The organism is Corallococcus sp. BB11-1, from assembly GCF_026626625.1.
Lineage (GTDB): Bacteria > Myxococcota > Myxococcia > Myxococcales > Myxococcaceae > Corallococcus > Corallococcus soli.
The window spans coordinates 22,144-47,433 of record NZ_JAPNJY010000024.1; the positions used below are offsets into that span (position 1 = coordinate 22,144).

General features: G+C 69.7%; 20 protein-coding genes. 13 read left to right on the forward strand and 7 right to left on the reverse strand.

Annotated elements, in window-relative coordinates; genetic code table 11:
* Nucleotides 1–27: 27 nt before the first annotated feature.
* The 3 genes from gspC to OV207_RS19610 all read right to left on the reverse strand — a co-directional run bounded on the left by gspC (nt 28) and on the right by OV207_RS19610 (nt 4,109).
* Nucleotides 28–909, reverse strand: coding sequence for a type II secretion system protein GspC (gene gspC, locus OV207_RS19600; RefSeq protein WP_324291546.1), 882 nt, complete (start codon nt 907–909; stop codon nt 28–30).
* Nucleotides 910–1,087: 178 nt separating this feature from the next.
* A complete protein-coding gene (locus OV207_RS19605) occupies nt 1,088–1,810 on the reverse strand; it encodes a zf-TFIIB domain-containing protein (RefSeq protein ID WP_193429968.1) in 723 nt (240 codons plus the stop codon).
* Between the two features lie 61 nt (nt 1,811–1,871).
* Nucleotides 1,872–4,109: an ATP-binding protein gene (locus tag OV207_RS19610; protein WP_267556672.1), complete on the reverse strand. Its 2,238-nt coding sequence runs from the start codon at nt 4,107–4,109 to the stop codon at nt 1,872–1,874.
* Nucleotides 4,110–4,219: 110 nt separating this feature from the next.
* On the opposite strand from OV207_RS19610, the gene OV207_RS19615 reads away from it, so the two are divergent.
* The 12 genes from OV207_RS19615 to OV207_RS19670 all read left to right on the forward strand — a co-directional run bounded on the left by OV207_RS19615 (nt 4,220) and on the right by OV207_RS19670 (nt 18,081).
* Entirely contained in the window at nt 4,220–6,745 is a 2,526-nt protein-coding gene (locus OV207_RS19615; RefSeq protein ID WP_267556673.1) for a transglycosylase SLT domain-containing protein, read from the forward strand.
* 80 nt (nt 6,746–6,825) lie between these two features.
* Nucleotides 6,826–8,271, forward strand: coding sequence for a hypothetical protein (locus OV207_RS19620; RefSeq protein WP_267556674.1), 1,446 nt, complete (start codon nt 6,826–6,828; stop codon nt 8,269–8,271).
* 81 nt (nt 8,272–8,352) lie between these two features.
* Nucleotides 8,353–8,766 carry an MAPEG family protein gene (locus tag OV207_RS19625; RefSeq protein ID WP_193429965.1) on the forward strand — a complete coding sequence of 138 codons (414 nt, stop codon included), beginning with the start codon at nt 8,353–8,355 and terminating at the stop codon, nt 8,764–8,766.
* A 160-nt stretch (nt 8,767–8,926) separates the two neighbouring features.
* On the forward strand, nt 8,927–10,078 hold the full coding sequence (locus OV207_RS19630; protein ID WP_193429964.1) for a hypothetical protein: 1,152 nt from the start codon (nt 8,927–8,929) through the stop codon (nt 10,076–10,078).
* Between the two features lie 16 nt (nt 10,079–10,094).
* On the forward strand, nt 10,095–11,126 hold the full coding sequence (locus tag OV207_RS19635) for a serine/threonine-protein kinase (protein ID WP_420715245.1): 1,032 nt from the start codon (nt 10,095–10,097) through the stop codon (nt 11,124–11,126).
* A 67-nt stretch (nt 11,127–11,193) separates the two neighbouring features.
* On the forward strand, nt 11,194–11,574 hold the full coding sequence (locus OV207_RS19640) for a VOC family protein (RefSeq protein WP_193429963.1): 381 nt from the start codon (nt 11,194–11,196) through the stop codon (nt 11,572–11,574).
* Between the two features lie 183 nt (nt 11,575–11,757).
* The gene (gene selA / locus OV207_RS19645) at nt 11,758–13,152 is read left to right on the forward strand and encodes an L-seryl-tRNA(Sec) selenium transferase (protein WP_267556675.1); all 1,395 of its coding nucleotides are present in this window, start codon (nt 11,758–11,760) and stop codon (nt 13,150–13,152) included.
* A complete protein-coding gene (locus tag OV207_RS19650; RefSeq protein WP_267556676.1) occupies nt 13,149–13,742 on the forward strand; it encodes an HNH endonuclease in 594 nt (197 codons plus the stop codon). Before selA ends, OV207_RS19650 begins: the two co-directional genes overlap by 4 nt.
* A gap of 238 nt (nt 13,743–13,980) precedes the next feature.
* Nucleotides 13,981–14,937, forward strand: a complete 957-nt coding sequence (locus OV207_RS19655; RefSeq protein ID WP_267556719.1) for a MinD/ParA family ATP-binding protein — start codon at nt 13,981–13,983, stop codon at nt 14,935–14,937.
* Nucleotides 14,934–16,718 (forward strand): helix-turn-helix domain-containing protein, encoded by a 1,785-nt coding sequence (locus OV207_RS19660; RefSeq protein WP_267556677.1) that lies wholly within the window; start codon nt 14,934–14,936, stop codon nt 16,716–16,718. The genes OV207_RS19655 and OV207_RS19660 overlap by 4 nt, the downstream gene beginning before the upstream one ends.
* A 77-nt stretch (nt 16,719–16,795) precedes the next feature.
* A complete protein-coding gene (locus OV207_RS19665; protein ID WP_120532975.1) occupies nt 16,796–17,059 on the forward strand; it encodes a hypothetical protein in 264 nt (87 codons plus the stop codon).
* Between the two features lie 11 nt (nt 17,060–17,070).
* Nucleotides 17,071–18,081: an RluA family pseudouridine synthase gene (locus OV207_RS19670; RefSeq protein ID WP_267556678.1), complete on the forward strand. Its 1,011-nt coding sequence runs from the start codon at nt 17,071–17,073 to the stop codon at nt 18,079–18,081.
* On the opposite strand, the gene OV207_RS19675 is transcribed toward OV207_RS19670, so the two are convergent.
* Entirely contained in the window at nt 18,062–19,372 is a 1,311-nt protein-coding gene (locus tag OV207_RS19675) for an HD-GYP domain-containing protein (RefSeq protein WP_193429956.1), read from the reverse strand. The two genes, OV207_RS19670 and OV207_RS19675, sit on opposite strands and share 20 nt — an antisense overlap.
* Before the next feature lie 4 nt (nt 19,373–19,376).
* Entirely contained in the window at nt 19,377–21,152 is a 1,776-nt protein-coding gene (locus OV207_RS19680; RefSeq protein ID WP_267556679.1) for a HEAT repeat domain-containing protein, read from the reverse strand.
* A gap of 158 nt (nt 21,153–21,310) precedes the next feature.
* Here OV207_RS19680 and OV207_RS19685 point away from each other — a divergent pair, with 158 nt between their 5' ends.
* Nucleotides 21,311–21,640, forward strand: coding sequence for a hypothetical protein (locus OV207_RS19685; protein WP_267556680.1), 330 nt, complete (start codon nt 21,311–21,313; stop codon nt 21,638–21,640).
* 45 nt (nt 21,641–21,685) lie between these two features.
* Here OV207_RS19685 and OV207_RS19690 read toward each other — a convergent pair whose 3' ends face one another.
* Together OV207_RS19690 and OV207_RS19695 are read right to left on the reverse strand one after the other, a co-directional pair.
* A complete protein-coding gene (locus tag OV207_RS19690; RefSeq protein ID WP_267556681.1) occupies nt 21,686–24,154 on the reverse strand; it encodes an OPT family oligopeptide transporter in 2,469 nt (822 codons plus the stop codon).
* Nucleotides 24,155–24,306: 152 nt separating this feature from the next.
* Nucleotides 24,307–25,194 carry an RNA polymerase factor sigma-32 gene (locus OV207_RS19695; RefSeq protein ID WP_120532981.1) on the reverse strand — a complete coding sequence of 296 codons (888 nt, stop codon included), beginning with the start codon at nt 25,192–25,194 and terminating at the stop codon, nt 24,307–24,309.
* Nucleotides 25,195–25,290: the final 96 nt, after the last annotated feature.

Below are 25,290 nucleotides of genomic sequence, written 5' to 3' on the forward strand. Positions count from 1 at the left end.
CTGGGGACATGGCCGGGGCGGCTTGGGCTACTGGACGTCGAAGGTCTTCTGGACCGGCGCGCCACCGCGTTCAATCTGAAGCTCGATGCGCCGGGCATCCCGCAGGCGCGTGAAGGCTTCCAGGGCCTTGTCCGGGCCGTCCAGGTTCAGCCCGTTGATGCGCTGGAGCACGTCTCCGTTGCGCATCCCCAGTCGCGAGTAGAGCGAACCGTCCTTGATGGAGAACAGCTTGAAGCCCACGGGGCGGCCCTCCTTGAAGGCGGGGACCACGCGGGCCTCCATCGCCAGTTCATTCAAGTGCGTGAGCGCTTCGGTGACGTCCTCGCGGGGGATGACCAGGGAGTGCTCGCCCGTGGCACGGATGCCCTTGCCCAGGGTGGAGCTCCCCGGCGTCGCGGCGCCGGCATGGATGTTCACCGGCGTGGGCGTCGCGCCTGGAAGGGAAGCGCCGTCGATGTATTCGAGCCGCCCATCGACGACGAGCAGGATGCGCTCCCGTTCGATGGCGAAGACCCGGGCGCCCGGGAGCGCATCACTGACCATGAGGCTCCGCGCGACACTCCCTGACAGCTCCTGGATGGAGGCCATGGACCAACGCGGGTCCTGCGCCACCAGCGTCCCGAGCAGCCGCAGCGGCAACGTGCTCCTCGGAATCTCAGGGCCTGTCGGTTCCACCTTCCCTGGGGGCGGAGAATCCTCCTCAGGCAGGGACACGCCGGTGAGCCGCGCAAGGAGGGGGGCATCCAGCAGGGGCCCGGACGACATGCTCAAGCGTGCGGGTGCCGTGAGGTCCCTGTCCTGAATCGTTGTCATCAGGAGTCCGCCGAACACCTGATTCACGATGAGCGCCGTGGTCAGCGCACACGAAGACAGAAGCAAGGCAAAGCCGCCCTGTACGGACCTGCGCATTCCAATGGTCACGAAAGCCTCCCTGGCGAAGCGCGGGAGGCTTGAGCAAGACGAGGGCCAGGGGCCCTGGCGCCCGCGCGCACGACGGGGGGCGGCTCCGGCTCAGCCCTTGGGCGGACGCCTTGTCAGGCTTCGTGAATGGCGGGATGACAGGCTGTCACGCCCAGCCTGCGCGGGGCTACTTGAAGAGCTTCGACAGCAACCACACCACGGCGGACTCGGTGGCGCCGGTGTTCAGGTACTGCGCCCGGCGGCCGGAGGACTCGCTGGGGCGCGCCTTCGTCAGCTCGTCGGAGTAGGGCACGGAGCCCTCCGGGGCGCAGCTTCCGCAGAACAGCCGCTCCTCCCAGACGAACCCGTAGCGCGGCTCCAACCGTCGCCCACAGGTCGTGCACGCCGGCTCGTCGCCCAGCATCACCCTGGGCCGCAGGCTCATGCTCGGGGGCGCGGGGACGTACTCATGCTCGAAGTCAGCGGCCTGGATCTCCGGCGCGGGCTCTTCCGGCGGACGGGGTTGCGGCGCCGTCGGCTGCTGGAGCCGGGCCACCTCTTCGCGGCCCATCGCCACGCCCCGGCACTTGCCGCAGACGTCCACCGGCAGCCCCTTCAGCTCCACCGCCGGCAGGGGCGCGCCGCCACACCCGGGGCACGTGGGCGCCCGGCTTCCGCAAGAAGGACAGCCGGGGACGTACTGGAGCGACGCTTCACAGCCCCTGCACCGTCCGGGCTTGCCCTTCGCCTGCTCGAAGACGGCGTCCATCACCGGGCCGGTGACGACCTTGCCCAGCAGCTCCGCGTCGAACCAGCCGGCTCCGCACGCACCACACTCGTCCCGCGTCAGGCCCCGGGCGTAGGTGTTGCGCATCGTCGTCTGGCAGTAGGGACAGGCACTCGGCTGCATGGGGCCACCAGCCTAGCGGGTCTTTCCCGGAAGCGGGACCCCCCGAGTCACGCCCCGTGCTTCAGCCCGCGCGGCGGCGCTTGTCGCGCTTCGTCCGGGGCTCGGGCGGCTTCGCGAGGGCGGGCTCGCGCAGCTCTTCCGGGACGGCCAGGGACTGGGAGGGGCGGGTGGGGGGCGCCGGGGTGCCCTCCGGGAGCGCGCCGTCCGCCTGCTCCGTGGGGAGCGCCGGCAGCCGGATGATGAAGGCGGTGCCTTCGCCCACCTTGCTCTGCACGCTGATGGTGCCGCCGTGGTTCTTCACGATGCGCTGGCTGATGGCGAGCCCCAGCCCCGTGCCCTTCTGCTTCGTCGTGAAGAAGGGCACGAAGATGTGCGGCTGTTGATCCAACGGGATGCCCGGGCCGTTGTCGGAGACGCGCACCTCCACGAACTCGCCGCCCGCGCTGCGCAGGTCGCCGAAGCGCTCCGGCTTCTCCGTGCGCACCGTGATGCAGCCCTTCTGGTTGCCCATCGCCTGCACCGCGTTCTGCACCAGGTTGATGAGCACCTGCTTGAGCTGCTCCGCGTCCCCGTCCGCGCGCGGCAGCCGCAGGTCCAGCTCCACCGCCAGCTCCGCCGTGGCCGGCATGTCGTTCTGGATGAGCCGCATGGTGCGCGTCACCACCTCGTTGAGGTCGGTGGGCCCGAAGCTCTGCTTGAGCGGCCGCGAGTAGTCCAGGAACGCCGTCACCACGCCGTTGAGGCGGTTGACCTCCTCGACGATGACGTCCAGGAACTCGCCGTCCTCGCCCGGCAGCTTCTTGGGGTCCAGGCACTGCGCGGCGCCCTTGATGGCGCCCAGCGGGTTCCTGATTTCATGCGCCAGGCCCGCCGCCATCTCACCCAGCGCGGCCAGGCGGTCGCGCTCGCGGATCTTCTCGTACAGCTTGGAGTTCTCCAGCACCGTGGCCATCCGCTCGGAGACCTCCAGGATGAGGGCGATCTCGTCGGACGCGTACGCCTCCGGCACCCGCTCATCCCAGAGGTTCAGGAAGCCGATGACCCGATCATTGCTCATCAGCGGCACGCTGATGCCCGCCCGCATCTGGAGCAGCGCCGCGCGCGTGTCGTTCAGCCGCTTCAGCTCGTCGCGGAAGCGCTTGCCCTCCACCGCCTGCACCCGCATCACGGAGATGCGCCGCTCCACGTTCTCCAGCAGCACCGCCTTCTGGCCGCTGGCCACCGCGAACAGCACGCCGCGCGCCGCCGCCGTGTCCAGCAGCGGCACCGGCAGGGGGCCACGCGAGTCCAGCAGCAGGTAGCCGGGCCGGTCCTCCGCCATCAGGTACACCGACGCGTGCGTCACGCGCCCCGTCTCATGCAGCGCGTCCAGCACCACGCGCGCCAGCTCGGAGATTTCGATGACCGCGGTCATCCGCACGCGCAGGGCGCCCAGCGTGCCCAGCAGCGCGAAGCGTTCACGGAAGAAGATGCGCACCACCATCTCCTCCACCTTGGTGCGCAGGGGGTCCAACAGGATGAGGATGACGAACGCGGCCACCACCGTGTTGAAGACGAACAGCGACGTGTTCTCGTCCACCCACGCGGTGAGCACCGTGAAGACCGCGGCCAGGATGACGGCCAGCACCGTCTGCGAGGCGATCTTCCCCAGCAGCTCGTGCAGGTCCATCAGCCGCAGCCGCAGGAGCGTCTGCGCGAGGAAGAACAGGTAGAGCGTCGCGAAGACGGGGCCCAGCGTGGGGAAGGGGATGTCGTAGCGGGAGAGGTAGTCCAGGCCGGAGAACAGCACCGCCGCGCCCGCGCCGATGGCCAGGTACGCCAGCCGGAACTGCTCGATGCGGGACTCCGTGGTGCGCACCCGGTGGACCAGCAGGGACACGGAGGTGCCCAGCGCCCCCAGCACCCACACCCCCATCGCCACCCGCGCCCAGGCGTTGTCCGCCAGGGGGGTGACGGCGACGGTGAGCCCCAGCACGGCGGACAGGAGGGCGAGCCGCCGACCGACCAGATGGGTCCCTTTGCTGACGCCCAGGAACTCCAGGAAGAAGGAGACCGCCGCCCCGGGAACGAGGGAGACGACGAGCACCGTGGAGCCGAGTGCGATGCGCGACACCCAGGGGTAGTCCTGGGAGGGAAAGATGCTGTGGAAGAAGAGACTGAGGTAGTACCCGGCGACCGTCAGCGTGAAGACGGAGTAGAGGGTGAGCACCCGTGGACGCCCGGGGCGCAACAACATGGACACGCCCAGCGCCAGACCGATGATGGAAGCAAGCAGGGCGCTCTGTGTGCGGATATCCATGTGCAGGCGGACAGTCTAACCTCTGACGGGGGCTGGAAATTTTCCAGGTGCCCCCAGTTGTCCTCGGGCGTGCCCGAGCGCATCTCCCAGGGTCCCCGAGGCCCCCGCGAATGAAAGTCTCCCTCCAGCATCTCGCCCTCCTCGCCTCCGCGGCCCTCCTGTCCGCCCAGGCTCCCGTCTCCACCCCCCCGGACGCGCCGGCCGCCACGCCGCAGGCCCCCGCCGCCGTGACGCGGACGCCCGCGGTCGCGCCGGCGCCCACCGGGGCTCCGGCTCCGGCGTCGCCCCAGGCTCCGGGGTCCAGCGGGCTCGCGGGCGCGGCGTCCACGGAGGACACGGATCAGGCCCCCACGACGCGCACGGACAGCGCGCCGTCGGAGGCGCAGCTCACGCCGCCGCCGGACGCGGACAAGGCCCCCCTGCCGGGCGGCTACGTGCAGGTGCTCAACCCGGCGTTCCCAGGGCTCGCGCCGCCCACGCCGGTGGTGCACCGGGGCCGCCGCTACGGGCTGGAGGACCTGACGCCGTACTTCGGCGAGGGCAAGAAGAAGGACGCGAAGGACGCGTTCGACAAGGGCCAGTACACGAAGGCCCGCACGCTGCTGGAGGGCGAGGGTGACAGCCCTCCGGTGCGCTACCTGCGCGCGCTGTCGGCGGTGCGTGCCGGGGACGACAAGGCCGCGGCCACGGAGATGGCGGCGCTGGCCAACGACTACCCGGCGCTGAAGGACCGCTGCCTCACGCACGCGGGCGTGGCGCTGGAGTCCCAGGGCCGGCTGGACGACGCGGCGGCCAGCTTCGAGCAGGTGCCGCAGGACTCGCGGATGTACGTGGACGCGCGCCTGGGCCTGGCGCGCGTGCTGCGCAAGAAGAAGGACTACGACGGCGCCATGGCGGCGCTGACGCCGCTCACCCTGCGCGCCATGACGGGCTGGGGCCGCAATGTGGGGGCGGAGGCGCTCATCGCCACGGCGGACCTCGCGGTGGAGAAGAAGGACCGCGCCGCGGAGCGCGCCGCGCTGTGGCGCCTTTGGGCCAGCCAGCCCCTGTCGCCCATCGTCAAGCAGGTGGAGAAGCGCCTCAAGGGACAGACGCCGCCGCTGGAGGCGAAGGTGGGCCGCGCGGAGGCGCTCATCGAAGCGCACCGCAACAAGCAGGGCCTGACGATATTGGAGCCGCTGCTGCCGTCGCTGAAGCTGCCGGACGCGCTGGCGTGCAAGGCGCACTTCGCCTTTGGCAAGGGGCAGCGCAAGGAGCGCCAGCACACGCGGGCCATCCAGGTGCTGACGCCCGTGGTGGAGCAGTGCAAGGACCGGGACCTGCTGGCGCGCGCGCTGTACGTGCTGGGCTCGTCGCGCTCCATCGTGGACCAGGCGCGCGGCACGGACACCTACGAGCGGCTGGCGCGCGAGTTCCCGGACCACTCGTTCGCGGACGACGCGCTCTTCTACGCGGCGGACCTGTACGTGAAGACGTCCCGCCCCAAGGAGGCCATGGCGCGGCTGGACGAGCTGGCGCGGCTGTACCCGAAGGGCGACTTCCTGGGCGAGGCGCTGTTCAAGGCGTTCTGGGTGGCGCGCACGTCGAAGGCGGAGGACGGGGGCTTCTCCTTCCTGGACCGCATCGAGGCGCAGTTCGCCAACGCGGACGAGTCCTACGACGTGGAGCGCGCGCGGTACTGGCGGGCCCGCACGCTGGAGGAGCGCGGCAACATCCAGGGCGCCGCGGAGCTGATGGAGAAGCTCGCGGTGGAGCACCCGGCCACGTACTACGGGCTGATGGCGCGCGCGAAGCTGGGGGAGCTGGACAAGCCCCGGCTGGAGGGCGTGTCCGCGTCCATCTTCGACGTGCCGGAGGCCGCCAGCCCCTGGCCGATGTTCGCCGGGCCCATGGGGGATGATCCGCACTTCCGCGCAGGCGTGGAGCTCTTGCGGCTGGGCTTCCCGGACTCGGTGCCGTCGGAGCTGATGCTCGTCAACCGCTCCAACCAGCCGCCGGAGGCCATGCGCCTGCTGGTGATGGTGCTGTCCCAGTCCGGGGACGCGCGGGCGGCGCACGCCATCGCGCGGCTCGCGCTGCGCAAGGACCTGAGCGGGCGCATCACCGCGCAGACGCGGCCGGTGTGGGAGGTGGCCTATCCCAACGCCTTCCGCGACCTCATCGAGAAGCACACCGCGCCCGCGGGCGTGGAGCCGGACCTGCTCCAGGCGTTGATGCGCGAGGAGAGCGCGTTGGATCCCAAGGCCCTGTCCTGGGCCGGCGCGCTGGGCCTCACGCAGCTGATGCCCGCGACGGCGAAGGGCGTGGCGCGCGAGCTGAAGGTGAAGAACTTCAAGGTGGAGTCGCTGCTCCAGCCGGAGCTGAACATCCGCTTCGGCGCGCACTACCTCGGCGGGCTGATCAAACAGTTCAAGGGCCACACGCCCTACGCGGTGGGCAGCTACAACGCCGGCTCCGGCGCGGTGAACCGGTGGCGCGGGGCGAAGCCCGACCTGGCGCTGGACGCGTGGGTGGAGGAGATCCCCATCGCGGAGACGCGCGGCTACATCAAGCGCGTGCTGCGCTCGTACAACACCTACCAGCTCCTTTACGGCCGCGTGCCCAAGGTGCCGGTGATGCCCAGCGCATCGCGTTAGCCTCGGAATCCAGGCTGAATCCTGAATTCGTGCTTCCAGCATGGAGGGGGAGGGGCGGGCCGTGATTTCCTCGGCCGCCCATGACCCCACACTCGAAGCGGATTGGACCCCTCGTCGTCCTGGCGGTGCTGGTGACGGGCCTGTGCTGGCCGGCCCCGGCGCGGGCGCAGGCGTGGTCGCTGACGAAGGCGCAGCGCCAGGCGTTCCTGCGCTACTACGCGCCGGTCATCTTCAAGCGCGCGAACGCGAACGACGGCCGCCACGGCTACGACTGGCTGACGAACTTCGACTTCGACCAGGACGGCGACTTCTCCAACAACAAGCTGCACTGGAAGCAGATCCCCCAGTACGTGGACGCGTCGCGCACGGGGCCGAGCGCCTTTGACAGGTGGCGCATCCGGCCGACGCTGTACACGTCGCTCATTGAGTACATGGACGGGGGGAAGCACCTCGTCCTCGTGTATCACCTGTATCACGCGCTGGATAAGAACGCGGCGGGCGACTACCAGCTCCACGACTGGGAGCGGGTGGAGCTGCAGGTGAAGAACGTGGTGGGCGACCCGGGCAGCGGGGAGTCCGTGGCGTACGCGGTGGTGACGCAGCACAAGCGCAACGTGGTGCGCCGGCAGGGCAACACGGACCTCCAGTTCATGCAGACGGCCACGGGCAGCCACCTGCTCATCTGGCAGGCGGAGTGGTCCGACAAGCTGCTGGCGGCGCACGGGCAGGAGCTGCGCTTCGTCACGGAGCCGTTCTCCTTCTTCGCGGGCCGGATGGCGTCGGGCGGGAAGGCGGAGGCGGACGTGAACAACGACGACGGCCGCAAGAAGCTGCACTTCGCGTTCGTGCCGGAGGACGACGCGGCGGCGGTGGCGACCTTCAACGCGCAGCCGGTGCGCTACGCGACGGCGGACGCGCTGGCCAGCCGCTACGACAACGGCAGCTCCGCGAACTGGCCCGCCGTGAAGCGCGTCACGTATGAGCTTCAGGACATCGCGGACATCCTGCCCACGCACTGGGAGCAGGGCGGCTACGCGACGCACTGGCTGCCCACGGAGTCGGAGACCTTCCTGCTGGAGAGCCCCCTCCTGAATGAAGCGGGACAGGCGGAGGTGAGCCCGGGGCTGCAGCGCTTCTTCACGAAGTCGCGCGACGTCGAGAACGAGGACGACCGGGAGGGTTACCCGTCGAAGAAGTGGTTCTTCGGCACGTTCGAGCTCAACGAGAAGGCCTCCGACACGGGCGGCGGCGGGTCCAATGCCTTCCACGACAACGCCTGGACCAGCACGGTGGTGGACTCACGCGGCCGGACGCGCGCGAGCGCCAGCGGGGACCCGGCCTCGCCGGGGGCGTACTGGCGGCAGCACGACTACTTCGTGCACACGGGCGCGACGGATTCGTCGGACGGGGTGGAGCAGGGCTTCTGGCTGCCCGGCGCGTGGTACCTGCCGGAGAGCGGCGGGTTCGACGGGCGCTGGGTGCAGCTCTTCGACGACCGCCCGGGCGTGGAGTCCGGCGTCCGGTGAGGCCGGCGCAGACGGTGGACCGCCCGCTGGTGGCATGAACCGGCTACGGTCCCGGCCCTCACGTAGGTGGAGGAACATCCCTTGACGAATCCCTTGCTGGGGACCGCGCTGCTCGCGGTCCCCGTGACCGCGCTCTACGCCGCGCTCAATGTCATCCTCACGGTCGGGCTCACGGTCAATGTCATCCGGGTGCGCACCCGGCTCAAGATCACCCGGGGCGACGGAGGCAACGCCGACCTGGGCTCCGCCATCCGGGCGCACGGGAACAACGTGGAGAACGCGCCCCTGACGCTCCTGCTGCTGCTGGTGGCCGAGCTGTGCGGCGGAAGCTCGCTCGCACTGCATGTCTTCGGCGGCGCGCTGCTGGTGGCGCGCCTGGCGCATGCGTTCGGCCTGCTGGCCGCCAGCCGCGTCCAGGTGCTGGGGGTGGTGCTGACACTCGTCGTGCAACTGGGGCTCGCCGGGTACACGCTCTGGCTGCGGCCCTGGGGCTGAAGCGTTCACCCCCAGGAAGGGCCAGGAGCGACGGGCTGCGAGAAGCGAGGCTCATGTCGCTGTCCGTTGGACCTGGAATGAGGCGGCCGGGCTGAACGCCGGGCTGATAGGTTCGGGGGGCAGTCTTCCCCCCACTCGTTTGCGTGAAGGACAACACGCCATGAGCAACAGCGACGCTTCCGCCCCGACCCCACCTTCCGACCTCAACCGCAACGCCGTGGAGATCGCTCCCGAGACCTTCTGGGTCGGGAAGCGCGAGCCCGGCGGCATCTTCTACGCCAACCCGTACCTGCGGCGCTTTCGCGGCACGGACACGCGCACGAAGAAGCCCTCCGAGTTCAACCTCCTCATCGACCCCGGGTCGAGCAGCGACTTCTCCACCATCCACACCAAGGTGGTGTCGCTCATCGGCGGCATGGACCGGCTGTCCGCGCTGTTCGTGAACCACCAGGACCCGGACGTGGGCTCGTCGGCGGCCATCATCTCCGCGCGCTACTCGCCCCGCGCGAGCATCCTGTGCTCCGAGGACACCTGGCGGCTCATCGTCCACTTCAACCTGCCGCGCAGCCGCTTCATCCCCACGGAGAAGTTCTCCAATGGGTTGAGCGTGCCCACGGGGCACAAGCTGCTGCCGGTGCCGTCGCCCTTCTGCCACTTTCGCGGCGCGGTGATGCTCTATGATCCGCAGACGCGCGTGCTCTTCACCGGCGACCTCTTCGGCGGCCTCACGGATTCGAAGGCGCAGGGGCTGTGGGCGGAGGAGTCCGACTGGACGGGCATCCGGGCGTTCCATCAGATCTACATGCCGGTGAACTCGGCGCTGGTGCGCGCGGTGGCGGCCATCCGCAAGCTCACGCCCGCGGTGGAGATGATCGCCCCGCAGCACGGCCGCGTCATCCGGGGCAAGCTGGTGCACCAGTTCCTGGAGCGGATGGAGCGGCTCCAGGTGGGCCTGGACATCATCGACGAGGCGCAGGACAAGACCTTCCTCCAGGCGTGGAACACGGTGGTGGACCGGGTGCTCGCGGTGGCGCGTGGCTACCTGGGGGACTCCGTGGAGGCCAAGCTCAACGCGAGCGAGCAGTTGTCGGACACGGCCCGGTTCAATGGCAAGCGGCTGGAAGTGCACCGGATGGGCAAGTGGACCCTGGAGCACGTGGTGGATGTGCTCTGCCAGGGCGAGCCGCAGGAGATCGCGGGCCCCATCCTGGTGGAGGCCACCATCGCCGCGGCTGAATACAACCTGCCCACGCCGCACCTGGACATCGAGGGCTCCGGCGCGCCGGCCCCCGTCTCCCTGCTTGAGTCTTGAGAGGGGAGGGGGCGCGGTGCGCAAGGATGAGGACTCTGGTGGCATCACGTACCTGAGCGCGGAGAAGCTGGACGCGCAGGGATACCCACGCCCTGTCAGCACGCCGGTTTCGGACGGGATGGAGGCGACGCTGCATCAGGTGACGCCGCCAATGTCCCCGAAGGGCACGTTGATCCAAGGCGCGGTGACGCCGCCCGCGCCCGCGGCCCTGGGGCTCGTCCCGGGGCATGTGGTGGCGGAGCGCTACCGGGTGGAGAAGTGGCTGGGCGTGGGCGGCACGTCCACGGTGTACCAGGCGCTGGACCTGAAGCAGGGGCAGCGCGTGGCGCTGAAGGTGCTGGCGGTGCCCCACGCGGACGAGGCGATGGTGACGCGCTTCCGGCAGGAGGTGGAGCACGCCCGGGCGCTGGAGCACGTCAACATCCTGCATGTCTTCGACGTGGGCTGGGATGGGACGCGGCACTACCTGACGGTGGAGTTGCTGGAGGGCAGGGACCTGCGGCAGGTGCTGCTGGAGGGGCGTCCCACGCTGGCCAGTGCCCTGCGCTGGCTGACGCACGCCACGGTGGCGCTGGAGCATGCGCATGCGCAGGGGGTGCTGCACCGGGACGTGAAGCCCGGGAACCTGTTCATCACGCGCACCGGGGTGCTGAAGCTGATGGACTTCGGGCTCGCCAAGAGCACGCATGTGATGGGCGCCACGGCGCAGGGCGCGACGCTGGGCACGCCGGAGTACATGGCGCCGGAGCAGGTGATGGGGACGGCGGTGTCGCCGGCCACGGACCTGTATGCGCTGGGCGTGGTGGCGTATGAGCTGTTCACGGGGCAGTTGCCGTTCCGTCACGCGCAGCCCGTGCCGCTGATGTTCCTGCACGTCCAGGAGGCGCCGGTGCCGCCGAGGACGCTGCGGCCGGACCTGCCGGAGACGTTTGAGCGGCTGGTGCTGCGATTGATGCAGAAGCGGCCTGAAGACCGATTCCCCAGCGCGACGGGCTTGCGCGCAGCGCTTGCGACGCTGTGGCCCCAGGTGCTCAAGCAGACAGGGTGAGTGTCTACACCCTCGGCAGTGCCTGCGAGCCGATGATATGGATGGGGGGACTTTGGGGGACCCATCCATGACCGTCCGCTTCAATCACACCGTCGTTGCCGCGAAGGACAAGGTGCGCTCCGCGAACTTCCTCGCGGAGCTGCTGGGGCTTCCCGAGCCCCAGCCCTTCGGGCACTTCATGGCCGTCAAGCTCTCCGACGGAGTGGCGCTCGACTACGCCCAGACCGATGGTGACATTCCTGGCCAGCACTACGCCTTCCTCGTGTCTGAAGACGTGTTCGATTCGCTGATAACCAAGATCCGCGAGCGCGGGATTCAGCACTGGGCCGACCCGCGCGGCCATCGCTCCAACGAGATCAACACCCACGATGGTGGGCGTGGTGTCTACTTCCAGGATCCTTCGGGCCACTACATGGAAGCCATCACCGTCCCCTACGGCGGTTGGTGATGGTTTCGGAGCTGGGTGTGTTTGGCATGGGGCGCCGGGTGAGGCTGTCCTTGAGCAGCCAGTCCTTGTCGTGATGCCGGAGTGGTGTGGGCATTGGCATGAGCGGCTGGGATCGAGGCTGGCCTTCTGCTGACTTCTCCGCTGGCCACGTGACGGGCCGTGCTCCGGTTAGACTCCTGACCTATGGGCGCTGCGTCGAAACCCCCGGAAGGGAAGAACGCGCTGCTGCGCAACCTTCCCTCCATCGAACAACTCCTGCGGCGGCCGTCGCTGGAGCCCCGGCTCGCGAACCTCCCCCACGCCCGCGCGGTGGCGGCCCTGCGGCTCGCCGTCGAACGCGTGCGCGCCCGCCTGTTGAGCGGTGATGCGCGGCCCTTCGAGGACGCGGACGTGGAGACCGCGCTCGCGTCCCTGGCCACGCCGAACCTGCGGCCGGTGATCAACGCCACCGGCGTCGTGCTCCACACCAACCTGGGACGTGCCCCCCTCGCCCCCGAAGCCGTGGAGCGCATCGTCGCCGTCGCGCGGGGCTACTCCAACCTCGAATACGACCTGGACGAAGGCGAGCGCGGCAGCCGCTACGCGCCCCTCGTGGGCCTCCTGCGCACGCTCACCGGCGCGGAGGACGCGGTCGTGGTCAACAACTGCGCGGGCGCCGTGCTGCTCGTCCTGGCCTCGCTCGCCTCCGGCCGTGAGTGCGTCGTGTCCCGCGGCGAGCTCGTCGAAATCGGCGGCGGCTTCCGTGTGCCGGACGTCATGCGCCAGTCCGGCGCGAAGCTCGTGGAGGTGGGCACCACCAACCGCACCCGCCGCGCGGACTACGCCAACGCCCTGGGTCCCGACACTGGCCTCATCGTGAAGGTGCACCGCTCCAACTTCGCGCTCATCGGCTTCACCGAAGAGGCCTCGCTCGCGGAGCTGACGGAGCTGGGCCGCGCCCGCGGCGTGCCCGTGTTCCAGGACCTGGGCTCCGGAGCGCTGGTGCCCCTGGCCGGGCCGGGGCTCACCCCGGAGCCCACGGTGGGCCAGGCCATCACCGCCGGGGCGGATGTGGTAGCGTTCTCTGGCGACAAGCTCCTGGGTGGACCGCAGGCCGGCGTCATCGTGGGCCGGAAGGACCTGCTCCAGCGCATCAAATCCCACCCACTCACACGCGCATTGCGTGTCGACAAGATGACGGTCGCCGCGCTTGAAGCGACGCTCGAGCTGTACCGGGATGGCCGCCCTGAAGCGGTGCCCACGCAAAGCCTGCTCGTCCAGCAGCCAGAGGTATTGAGCGCCCGAGCCCACCGGTTGTTGGATTTGCTCAAGGCGCACGGTGTCACAGCACGGGCGGTGTCCGTGGATGGACAGGTGGGAGGGGGGGCCATGCCGTTGGTCCGGTTGCCTTCCTACGCTTGCAGCCTCACCGTTGGAGCGCCGGAAGTATTCCTGGAACGCCTGCGCGGCGGCGAGGTGCCGGTTATTGGCAGGATCGCGGATGGCGAGGTGGTCCTCGACGTCCGATGTGTCTCCGAGGAGGACCTGGGCGTGGTCGCGCAATCCGTGGCGGCCGCCCGTACGGGAAGCCATCCATGATCAACAGCGCAGTGCTCGTGCTCAACCGGTACTACCAACCGGTTCATGTGACTTCGGTAAAACGGGCCTTCTCACTGCTGTATCAGGGTGTCGCGAAGGCCATTGACGCGGAATACCGGCTCTACGAGTTCGCCGACTGGGCGGCCTTGAGCGCCACGCAGGACAGCATCACCACCATCGACCGCACCATCCGCGTGCCCCGCGTGCTCGTGCTCGGCGCGTATGACCACCTGCCACGGGCCAAGGTGCGCTTCTCGCGGCTCAACATCTACGCGCGCGACAACGACACCTGCCAGTACTGCTCCAAGCAACTGCCGCGCAGCGAGCTCAACCTGGACCACGTGAACCCGCGCACCCAGGGTGGGAAGACCACCTGGGAGAACGTGGTGTGCTCCTGCGTTCCCTGCAACCTGAGGAAGGGCGGCCGGACACCGGAGCAGGCCGGGATGCGGCTGCTCAAAAAGCCCGTGCGCCCGCGCTGGACGCCGCTGTTCCGGGGCGCCATCCGCAAGGTCACGTACCGGGAGTGGCTGCCGTTCCTGCACCTGGCGGACATCTCGTACTGGAACGTCGAACTGCTCGACGAGTGACACCGACCGGCCCTCCGGTCGCCTGCCCCCCGACCCTCCGGGCGTCGGGGCGCGGGCGCTGCGGGGGCCGGCGTCGCGCGGGGTGGGGTCGCGAAATGGCGGGGTGTCGACTCGGGCGGTAGGACGGGTTTTGATGCGAGCCTCCGTGAAGCCCGCCCCCTTGTCTCCGCCCCCTGGATCCGCGCCCGCCTCGCTGGCCAGCGCGCCGGCGCGTCCCGTCAGCGCCGAGGAGAATGACGTGGCCACGGGCCCTGCCGGCCTGACACGCCGGGCCCGGTCGCGGCGGATCATCGCGGTGGGCGGCGGCAAGGGCGGCATCGGCAAGTCGATGGTGTCCGCGAACCTGGGCGTCGCGCTGGCGCAGGCCGGTCACAAGGTGCTGCTGGTGGACGCGGACCTGGGCGGCGCGAACCTGCACACCTGCCTGGGCGTCGGGCCCCCGGAGTCCACGCTGTCGGACTTCCTCCGGCGCGGGAAGGGGAACCTGGAAGAGGTGATGGTGGCCACCGGCGTGCCGGGGCTGTCGCTCATCGCTGGCGCGCAGGACTCGCTGGACGCGGCGAACCTCAAGTACGCGCAGAAGCAGAAGCTGCTGCGCACGCTGCTGTCGCAGACGGCGGACTACCTCATCCTGGACCTGGGCGCGGGCACCAGCTTCAACACGTTGGACTTCTTCCTCCTCGCGGACCACGGCCTGCTGGTGGTGCTGCCGGAGCCCACGTCGGTGGAGAACGCGTACCGCTTCGTCAAGGCGGCCTTCTTTCGGAAGCTCCAGCAGGTGGAGGCGCAGTACGGCATCCAGGACCTCGTGGAGGGCGCGCTGTCCACCCGCGAGGGCGGGCTGCGCACGCTGCATGACGTGGTCGCGCAGGTGCGCAAGAAGGCCCCTTCTGACGCGGAGCGGCTGGAGCGGGAGCTGGCGTCGTTCCGGGTGCGGCTGGTGGTGAACCAGGCGCGCACCGACGCGGACGCGAACGTGGGCGCCGCCATGGTCGCCGCCTGGAAGAAGTTCTTTGGCATCGACATGGATGATCTGGGCGCGCTGCGCTACGACGACGAAGCGTGGCGCGCGGTGCGCAAGCGCAGGCCGGTCCTCATCGAGCGTCCCGATTCGCCCGTCTCCCTGGGTCTCCAGCGCATCGCCGCGCGTCTGCTGTCGCTCGACGGCCTTTCACCCGAGTCCGCAAGCCCATGAAGCCCTTCGCGCAGCAGACCTACTACGAGCTCCTGGAGGTGCCGCCCTCGGCGTCCGACGAGGACATCCGCGCCGCGCACCAGCGCCTGATGGAGCTGTATTCGCCGGACTCCATCGCGGTGTACGCGCTGGGCGACCCGGACCAGGTGGATGCGCTGCGCGAGAAGATGACCGAAGCGATGGAGATGCTCACCGACGCGGACCTGCGCATCGAGTATGACCGTTCGCTCGGGCTGCCGACGGAGCGGCTCGCGAAGGCGAGCGCGTCGGCGGGGGCGCTGGACAAGGCGGATTCGGCCGCCCGGGTCGCGGAGGCCCTGGCGACGGCGGCGGCCGCCCTGGCCAAGGCCGCGGGCGCCGTGGATGCCGAAAGGGTGGAGGCGGAGTCGCGACTGAAGGCCACGGCGTCCGTGAATGATGAGGAGTCCCCGCACGCGAGAGGGACGTCCGGAAAGAGCGAGGAGCGGATGCGCGGTGAGGAGTCGAAGCGGCAGGAGGCCTCGGAACTGGACGCGCAGGGCGCTCCCTCCGAGCCGGTGATGGTGGGGGGCGTGGCGGTGGTGGAGGCGTTCCGCGCCTCGTTCACCCAGAGCCTGTCGTTCGTCTACGTCCCCGCGGGCCCGCTGCGAGGGCAGGGCAGGGGCGTCCCCAGCGGAAGCCCCGCTCCGGCGGTGAGTCCTCCGGCTTCAGGGGTGGAGACCGGCTCCCAGGCCCCGGCTGACGCTGCTGCGTCCACGGCGCCGTCCCAGCCCATGGTGGCCCTGGCCGAGAAGGCGGTCGAAGTGGCGCCTGTCGTCGCGTCGCCGAGCACCGGAGGGGAGACGGGCCGTCCCGATGCCCCGCCGCCCGTTTCGGAGGTGACGCCTGCTGCCTCCACGACGGAGCGCCTGGACGTCGGGACCGCTTCGGCCGAAGACGCCGCGTCGGCTGTCTCCGCCGCGGTCGTTGCTCCTGCCCCGGACCTGGCGAACGCCGCCACGTCCGTCACCCCGGCGCCGAGCCACGCGGAGGCCCCGGTGGACTCCGCTTCGCCGGCCAGCACGGCGACTCCGCCGACGGAGGCGCACGCCGCCACGCCGACCGAGGCCAGCGCCGCGCCCTCCCTGGCCGATTCCACCCAGCCGGAAGCCCAGGCCGCCACGGGCGCCCAGGCCATGGACGGCGCTCCCGCCGCTGTCGCCACGGCCCCGGGAGAGTCGGATCCGAACCCGGCCCCGGACGCTCGCGCTCCAACTGCCCCTCCGGACGCGACCCCGGAGGTCTCCTCCACCGCGCTGGCGCGGACCCCGGCCACCGGGGCCTCGCGCGCCGCCGTGCGGCCCCTGACCTCCCGCCCCGTGGACTCGCGTGCTGCCGCGAACACCCGTCCCGTCCCCGGGGCGAAGGGCCCCGTCACCCGGAAGCTGGGGGACGCCCAGGTGCTGGCGCAGGACTCGGCCATCGCGACCGCGGAGTCCGCGCTGGCGCAGGTGGCCGCCCGGGTGCGCGAGGCCCGCCCCCGGGGCGTGGACATCCCGGCGGACGCCGAGTTCAACGGCGAGCTGCTGCGCCGCGTGCGCGAGGCCCGGAGCCTCTCCATCCAGCAGCTGGCCGACCGCACCCGCATCTCCGTGCGTCACCTGGAGAACGTGGAGGCGGACCGCTACACCGCGCTGCCCCCGCCGGTGTACCTGCGCGGCATCCTGATGAACCTCGCCCGCGAGCTGGGCCTGGACCCCCTGCGCGTGTCCAAGAGCTACCTGGGGCTGTTCTCCGACAAACCCGCCAAGTCGGGCCGTTGACCCGGAGGGCGGCCAGTCGTCACCCCCCGCATCAGGAAAGTTGACTCGCAGGGGGTGGGTGCCTAAGTAATGGCACGATGACGGAAGAGGAAAAGGTCAAGGCGATGCGTCTGGCCCGCGCGATTGCCTCGGATATCTCGCTCTACAACGAGCAGAAGATCATCAAGGGCATCGAGCAGGACAACCTCTTCGAGGTCCTCAAGGAGGAGCTGGAGGAGGGGCGCGCGCTCTACAAGAGCCGCGTCAGCCAGGAGATCAGCACCCAGGCGAACTTCTTCGAGCGCGCCGTCAACGACATCGTCCTGCGCTCCAAGGCGCACGTGAAGTCGAAGATCTGGTAGTCACGCGCGCCGTGGCCTCACCCGACACGCGCGAGCACCTCGCCCTCCCTGAAGCCCGGGGAGAGCGCCTGGATCAATACCTGGCCCGCGCGTTCCCGGACCTCACCCGCTCCCGCCTCCAGGGCCTCATCGCCGACGGCCACGTGCTGTCCGACGGCAAGCCCGGCAAGGTGGCCCAGCGCCTGCGCGGAGGGGAACGGCTCTCCGTCCACATCCCCGCGCCCGTCGCCGCCATCCCCCAGGCCGAAGCGCTGCCCCTGTCCTTGCTGCACGAGGACCGCGACCTCGTCGTCGTGGACAAGGCCGCCGGCATGGTGGTGCACCCCGGCGCGGGCCACGCCTCCGGCACGCTGGTCAACGCGCTCCTGCACCGCGTGAAGGACCTGGCCGGCGTGGGTGGGGAGCTGCGCCCGGGCATCGTCCACCGGCTGGACAAGGACACCACCGGCTGCCTCGTCGTCGCCAAGCACGAGCAGGCCCTGGTGGCGCTCCAGAAGTCCTTCAAGACGCGCGAGGTCCAGAAGACGTACCTCGCGCTGGTGCACGGCGTGCCGCAGGCCGAAGGCCGCATCGAGACGCTGTACGGCCGCCACCCCATCCACCGCCAGCGCTTCACCGGCAAGGTGAAGGAGGGCAAGCCCGCTGTCACCCTGTACCGCGTGCGCGAGGCCTTCGAGGGCGCCGCCCTGGTGGAGGTGGACCTGCTCACCGGCCGCACGCATCAGATCCGCGTGCACCTGGCGGAGGCCGGCCACCCGCTGCTCTGCGACGCGCTCTACGGCGCGGGCCGCAAGGCGAAGGGCGCGGTGGCGGACGCCCAGGCGCTGCTGGGCCGTCAGGCGCTGCACGCGTGGCGGCTCGCCTTCGAGCACCCGCGCACCCACAAGCCGCTGTCGCTGGAGGCCCCCCTGCCGGAGGACTTCACGAAGGCGCTGGGCCTGCTGCGGGAGGCGGGCGTCCCCGCCGGGCCTCCCGCCGCGAAGAAGGCCCCGGCGAAGGCGACTAGAGACCGGAAACGCTGATCTGCTGCTGGCGGCGGGAGAGCACCTTGATGGGCTGGATGGCCATCACCCGCATGAAGACGGACAGCAGCTCCGGGTCGAACTTCTGGCGCATCTCCGTCCACATCAGCATCAGCGCGACCTCCGGGCCGTACGCGTCCCGGTAGGGCCGGCGCGAGGTGAGCGCGTCGTAGGCGTCGCAGATGGCGATGAGCTTCGCGTACACCCCCAGGTTCGTCTTGGGGATGATCATCTGGATGTTGCCGCGCGCGTCGCGCACCGCGGTGCCGTAGTCCGTCTTGTGCTCGAACGTCGTCACCACGCGCAGCAGGGTGGAGCGGCTGAAGCCCTTCTCCATCAGGATGTTGCGCACGCTGATGAGGGGCGCCCGGGCCACGGTGACCTTCTCCTCCGCGGTGAGCGCGCCGCGCTTGGTGGACAGCTCCTCCGGCAGCGTCGTCATGCCCGCGTCGTGGAAGAGGGCGATGTAGCCCAGGTCGCGAAGCTGCGGCTTCGTCAGGCCCAGCTCCGCGCCGAACACGATGCACATGAGCGCGACGTTCACCTGGTGGTAGACGAGGTAGTCGTCCTCGCGCTTCTGCGTCGTCATGCCCAGGAAGTGCGTGCGCTGATCGTAGGAGATGTCCACGAAGTCCTGCACCAGCCGCAGCGCCCGTGACGAACCGATGGGCTTCCCCGCGCGCACCGACTCCAGGTACTTCTGCAGGAAGAACACCGCCCGGGCGTACACGGTCATCGCGTACTTCTTGCGGTCGACCTTCTGGTCGCCCGGGTTGTCCATGTCCTTGTTCAGCTTCTCCTTGAGCTTGGAGAACTTCGCCACGCGCATGTTGAGCAGCTTGCGCCCCGCGAGCCCGTCCTCCTCCGAGGCGGTGGACTGCTCCTTGCTGAAGATCCAGACGAAGTTCTTCAGCTCCTGCACGGTGACGGGCTTGGTCAGCGTGATGCCGCCCACGTCCTTGGCGCGCATCTCCGACAGCAGGTAGCGCTGGTTCTCGATGGAGTTCAGGTCCACCTTCACCAGCATGCCGTTCAGGTAGAAGGAGTCCTTGACGCCCGCCAGCTCCAGCCGGCCTTCCTTGCCGATGATCTGGTTGATGATGTCCTGGAGCTGGTGCAGCGGCTTTTCGAAGACGGCGTTCTCCGGGTCGTACATCTTCACGGAGCGCACGAGCATGTAGAGGCCCGCGAGCATGGAGCGCGACAGGCCCTGGAGCTTCTCGTTGTGCTCGCGGCCGTACTCGTTGACGTTCTCTTCCTGGTTGTGGCTGATCTTCAGGTTGTCGGCCATGGCGTCACGTCGTCTCTTCCGGAAGCGCCGAGTCCCCGAAGAGGGCCTTGCGCGTCTGATACATCGCCTTGCGGGCGGCGGTGAGGACGTCCAGCGGCTGCGCCTTGTCCTCCACCACGGCCTGCAACAACTTGTAGGACTGGATGGAGCCCGCGCCGCCCAGGCCGTGGATGGCCAGGAACTTGTCCTCCATCACCCGGCGCTTGTTCAGCAGCGACGGCTTCACCGCCAGCAGCTGCTGCATCATGGACAGCGCGGCGGGCAGGTTGGTGGACCCGATGGCCGCGTACACCGCGGCCTTCTCATCCGACGTCTTCTTGTCCCAGCCCGGATCCCTCACCAGCTTCACCAGGTCCGGGAACGCCTTGTCCCGATCAAACTCCGGCAGCAGCTTCGCGGCCAGCATGCGCACCTGGGAGACGCTGTCGTTGAGCGCGTCCAGGATGATGCGCCGTGACTCGGCCGTGCGGCCGCGCCCGATGATCTGCATCACCTCCAGCTTGACGACGAGGTTGGGGCTCTTGAGCACCTGGGCGAACATCTTCACCCGGTCCGGGTGGTTGCTCTTCTCCAGGATGTAGACCATGTCGCGCACCGTCTGCGGCCGGTCCGACAGCAGGCGCGCCACGAAGGGCTCCGGCAGGTCGCGCGCGAAGCCGCTCAGCACGTCGCACAGGAGCGCGCGGTTCTCCGGCAGTTCAATCGTCTCCAGCACGTTGAGCAGGGGCAGCACCGAGTCCACGCCCAGCGCCTGCAGGTAGCGCGTCACGTCCTGCGGCTGCTTCGCGCGCGTCGTCTTGAGCGACTCACCCACCCGGCTCAGGCGCTGCTCCTCGCCCATCTTGTGGAGGAACGACGCCAGGAGGCGCGCCAGGTCGTCGCCGCCTTCCGGGCGCTGGGACAGCGCGCGCAGCTTGAGGACGATCTGGTTCACCGTGCCGAAGTCGTCCTGGAGCAGCAGCATGTCCAGCAGCTGCAGGAAGATCTCCTCCAGCAGCGCCGCGTCGTCCACGCCGCCTTCCACCACCTGGAACACCGCGCCCACCAGCTTGGGGAACAGGCGCGCGTTCTCCTCCTCCGTGATGTCCTTCTGCAGCCGGGCCTTCAGCTCGTCCGACGCGTGCCGGCCGCCCACGACGAGGCCGCGGATCTGCTCCACGCCGTCCAGCTTCGCGTCCAGGTCCTCCGCGGACACGCGCGCGAAGCGCAGGAAGTCATCCGAGTTCGTCTGGAGGCGGGAGTAGAGGTAGCCCACCACCTTGTCCACCTCCACCTGGACCTCGTCCTCGTTGGCGCCCTCCATGGAGAAGCCTTCCACCACGACGTACTCCACCTGCTGCATGCCCGCGCGCCACAGCTGCGCGAGCACGTCCTCCGCGCCGCGCTCCGGCTCCGACAGCGCGATGAGCGTGAGCGTGACCAGCTCCTCCAGCGGCAGCCCGGGGCGGAAGATGAGCTGGCGGATGCCGTCGCGGAAGAACTTGTAGGGGAGCGACGACTCCTCGGTGAAGAGCGCCTCGTTGTGCAGGGTGAAGTTCTGCTGCTCCACCTTCAACGACAGCGGGCCGAACTTCTCCGTGTATGCGGAGATGGCTTCCTGCGCCTTGGCGAGGAACTCCGGGAAGCGCGCCTCGTTGTGGCGGTACATGCCGATCTGCTTGATGCCCTTGAGCAGGTGGAACGCGAACGTGCGCGCAAGCTCCACCTTCTCGCGGACCTCGGGGGACTGCTCCGCCTCGGCGCTCGCGTTCGCGTCCGTGACTTTCTGGGGCTGGGCCATGGGAGGCGTCCATCCTACTCCCGTCCAGGGCCGGCTCCCAATCCCGGAACCGCCCAGAATCCGGGGGCTTGGCGTGACACCTGGGCAACAGAAGGCGGACTGGCGGGGAATCCCCGGTGTGTTACGCCAGGGGCCCCGTTTTCCTGGAGGTGCCACCCATGAAGCGACTGGTCCTGTCCGTGCTCGTCCTCACGTCCCTGACGGGGTGCTTCCGCATGAGCGTGCGAAGCCCGGCCCCGCGCGACGGGGCTCCGGCGGGGCGCATGGGGGCGAGCTTCGTGGGGGGGCTGACGACGTCCGACGTGGCCGCGGGCGAGTGCCGGCACGGCCTGTCGCGGGTGGACGTGTACTGGCCGTGGTGGAGCCCCCTCGTCTACGCCGTCACCTTCGGCATCGTGGCCCCGCTGCGCACCGAGTACGTCTGCGCGCAGGGGCCGGAGGGCGTGGGAGGCGGGGAGGAGGTCCCCGCCTCGGTGCCCGGGCTGTAGCGGCCCTCCCGCGCGAGGTGCGCGGGGAGGGCGTCCGGACCTGGCTCAGGGGGACGGCGGCGGGGCTTCCGCGCCGCTCTTGCCCTTGAGGGCGGAGCGGAACAGCACGGCGGTGAGGCCGGCGAAGAACACCAGGCCCCAGACGTTGGACCAGGTGGGGTGCGCCAGCTCGCTCTCGCCCACGGCGTTGAGGAAGCCTCCAATGGCCCCCTCGTGGCCGAAGAGGGCGGGCAGGTTGATGGCGCGCGTCCAGGTGCCGTCGCTGGCGATCTCCAGGAAGGCGATGAGCACGCCCGCGATGGAACCACCGGCGATGTAGCCCGAGGACATCAGCGTGCCGGGGGAGAACTCCGACTCCGCCGCGCTGCCGCCGCGCAGCTTGTCCACGAAGTGGCGCACCATGCCGCCCACGAAGATGGGGGCGCTGCTGCTGATGGGCAGGTACACGCCCACCGCGAAGGGCAGCGACGACACGCCGCACAGCTCCAGCATCAGCGCGATGAAGACGCCCAGCAGCACCAGGTCCCACGGCAGCCGCTGCGTGAGGATGCCGTCGATGATGAGCGCGAACAGCTGCGCCTTGGGCGCCGAGTAGCGGGTGAGCGTCTGGCCCTCGTACTCGCTGATGCGCCCGCCGATGCCCGGGTCCACCACGTACTGGATGCTGCCCGCGTCATCCACGAGGTAGCGGCCCGCGGGCACCGGCGTGTCCGCGCCGCGCACGAAGCCTTCCTTGTAGACGCGCTCCGGCCCCGCGGTGACGGGCCCCGCGTCCGACAGCTTCAGCGACGGCCCCGTGGCCGACGACAGCGTCATCCCCGCGAGCTCCGTGGCGGGGATGGGCCGCCAGCTGCGCAGCTCCAGCGCGCCGTCCACGGGCACCATGTCCAGGCGCTCCGCCCACAGCGAGCGCTTGAGGAGCGCCGGCGTCATGCCGCGCTGGGCGAGCGCGTCCTGGGACACCTCCCAGCGGTACGTGTGCTGGGTGCGCGTGTCGGTGGACATCTCCGTCACCTGCACGCCGGGGTGCGGCTCCGGGATGACCGCGGTGGCGCCCTGGTTGAGCAGCACCAGCACCAGGCCGATGAACATCGCGCTGGTGAGCACGCCGACGAAGAGGGCGATCTGCTGCTTCTTGGGCGTGCCGCCGACCAGGTAGGCCGTCTTCAGGTCCTGCGCGGTGGTGCCGCCGTTGGACGCCGCGATGCCCACGATGGCCGCCGTGGTGAGGGCCATGAACCGGTCCGGCGACGACGTCCAGCCGAACAGCAGGTACACGAGGCACGTCACCAGCAGCGTGGCCACCACCATGCCGGAGATGGGGTTGGAGGAGCTGCCAATCTCACCGGTGATGCGCGCGCTCACCGTCACGAAGAAGAAGCCGAAGATGACGATGAGGATGGCGGAGATGAAGTTCACGTGCAGCGGGGGCGCCAGCCAGATGGCCAGGATGAGCAGCGCGCTGCCCACCAGCACCACCGTGATGGGCAGGTCCTGGTCCGTGCGCAGCACCGTGGGCAGCGGCCCCTGGGTGCGAGAGGCGCGCAGGGTCTCCACGCTGCGCTTGAAGGCGCCCACGATGGTGGGCAGGGAGCGGATGAGGCTGATGAGGCCGCCCGTCGCCACCGCGCCCGCGCCGATGTAGAGCACGTACGCGTTGCGGATCTGATCCGGCGACATGTCCCGGATGAGCTGGCCGTTGTGCACGAGCAGCGGCGTGTCCATGCCGCCGCCGAAGAAGGCGATCATCGGGATGAGGATGAGGTAGCTGAGCACGCCGCCCGCGAAGGTGATGGACGCGACGCGCGGCCCGATGATGTAGCCCACGCCCAACAGCTCCGGGGACACCTCCGTGGAGAGCGTCGCGGCCTTGAGCCCCTTGATGGGCATGCCGATGGCCTCCTTGAAGAGCTTCATCCCGGAGTAGGCGAACTTGTAGACGCCACCGATGATGAAACCCAGGATGACCGTGCGCGCGTTGGTGCCGCCCTGCTCGCCGACGATGAGCACGTCCGCGCTCGCGGTGCCCTCCGGGTAGGTGAGCCTGCCGTGCTCCTGGACGATGAGGCCCTGTCGCAGGGGGATCATCATCAGGATGCCCAGCACGCCGCCCAGGGCCGCGGTGAGGAAGGCGTGCGTGAGGCTGATGTCGTAGCCCAGGATGAGCAGCGCGGGCAGCGCCGCCGCCACGCCGAACGCGAGCGACTCACCCGCGGAGCCCGTCGTCTGGACGATGGTGTTCTCCAGGATGCTGGAGCGGCCCAGGGCCCGGAAGATGGCGATGGAGAGCACCGCCACCGGGATGGACGCGGACACCGTGAGGCCCACCTTGATGGCCAGGTACACGGACGACGCCGCGAACACGATGCCCAGCACCGACCCGAGCACCAGCCCGCGGATCGTCAGCTCGGCGGGCGACTGCTCCGGCGGCACATAGGGTTTGTGCGGGGCAGGGCCATGCGCCCCCGCGAGGGGAACGCGATCATCGACGACCGGCGGGGAAGCGTGAGACACGCAGGCACTCCTGACAGGGAACCAGGCGCCCCTTCTAGCAGGCTCCCCGGCCGCGCGCGAAAACACCCGTGCCCCTGGAAACACGCGCGCCCCGCGCGCCCGGAGCAGGGGCGGCGGGGCGGCATGGGACAGCGGCCCGCTGTCAGGCTGCGTCAGCCCTGCGCGGCGAGGGTCTCCGGATCCACCTCCGCCATCAGCGCGGCCAGCTCCGACTTGAGCTTGTCCTTGGCGCGGATCTCCAGCTGGCGCGCGCGCTCGCGCGAGAAGCCGAAGTGCTCGCCCAGCTCCTTGAGCGTCATGGGGCGCTCGTTCATCACGCGCTGCTCGATGATGAAGCGCTCGCGGGGATCCAGGCGCATGAGCGCGGTGCGCACGCGGTTGTTGATGAGGCCCGCTTCCTCCTTGTCCGCGAACTCGTCGTCCTGGGGCGCCGCGGCGCTCACCACGAAGTCCACGTGGCTGTTGCCGCCGTCCTCGCCCATGGGCGCGTCCAGGGACAGGTCGCGGCCGCCCATGCGCTGCTCCATCTCACGGACCTCGCCCGGCTTGACGTGCAGCTTGCGGGCAATCTCATCCACGTTCACCACCGCGTCGCCGCTGCCCAGCTTCTCCAACTCGCGGCGGGTGCGCGCCAGACTGAAGAACAGCTTGCGCTGCGCCTGCGTGGTCCCAAGCTTCACGAGCGACCAGCTCTTCAGGATGTAGTTCTGGATGTACGCGCGGATCCACCACACCGCGTAGGAGATGAGCCGGATGCCCTTGTCCGGGTCGAACTTCTGCACCGCCTTCATCAGGCCGATGTTCCCCTCCTGGATGAGGTCGGACATCTTGATGCCGTAGGAGCGGTACTCGTAGGAGACCTTCACCACGAAGCGGAGGTTGGCCGTCACCAGGCGGTGGCCCGCTGCCAGGTCCCCCTTGATGAAGCGGCGCGCCAGCTCCTGCTCCTCCTCCACCTTCAGGAGGTTGTACTGGTTGATCTCCGAGAGATACATCGCCAGGGAGCCGGAATTGGACGACTGCTCGGTCGAGGCCTGCATGGATGGATTCTCCGAATCTGGGCCTCCTACGGAGGGAGGCGTTTGAAAGGTGCTCTGGGTTCAAGTCCTACAACTTGACGTGCTCTGCCTTGAGCA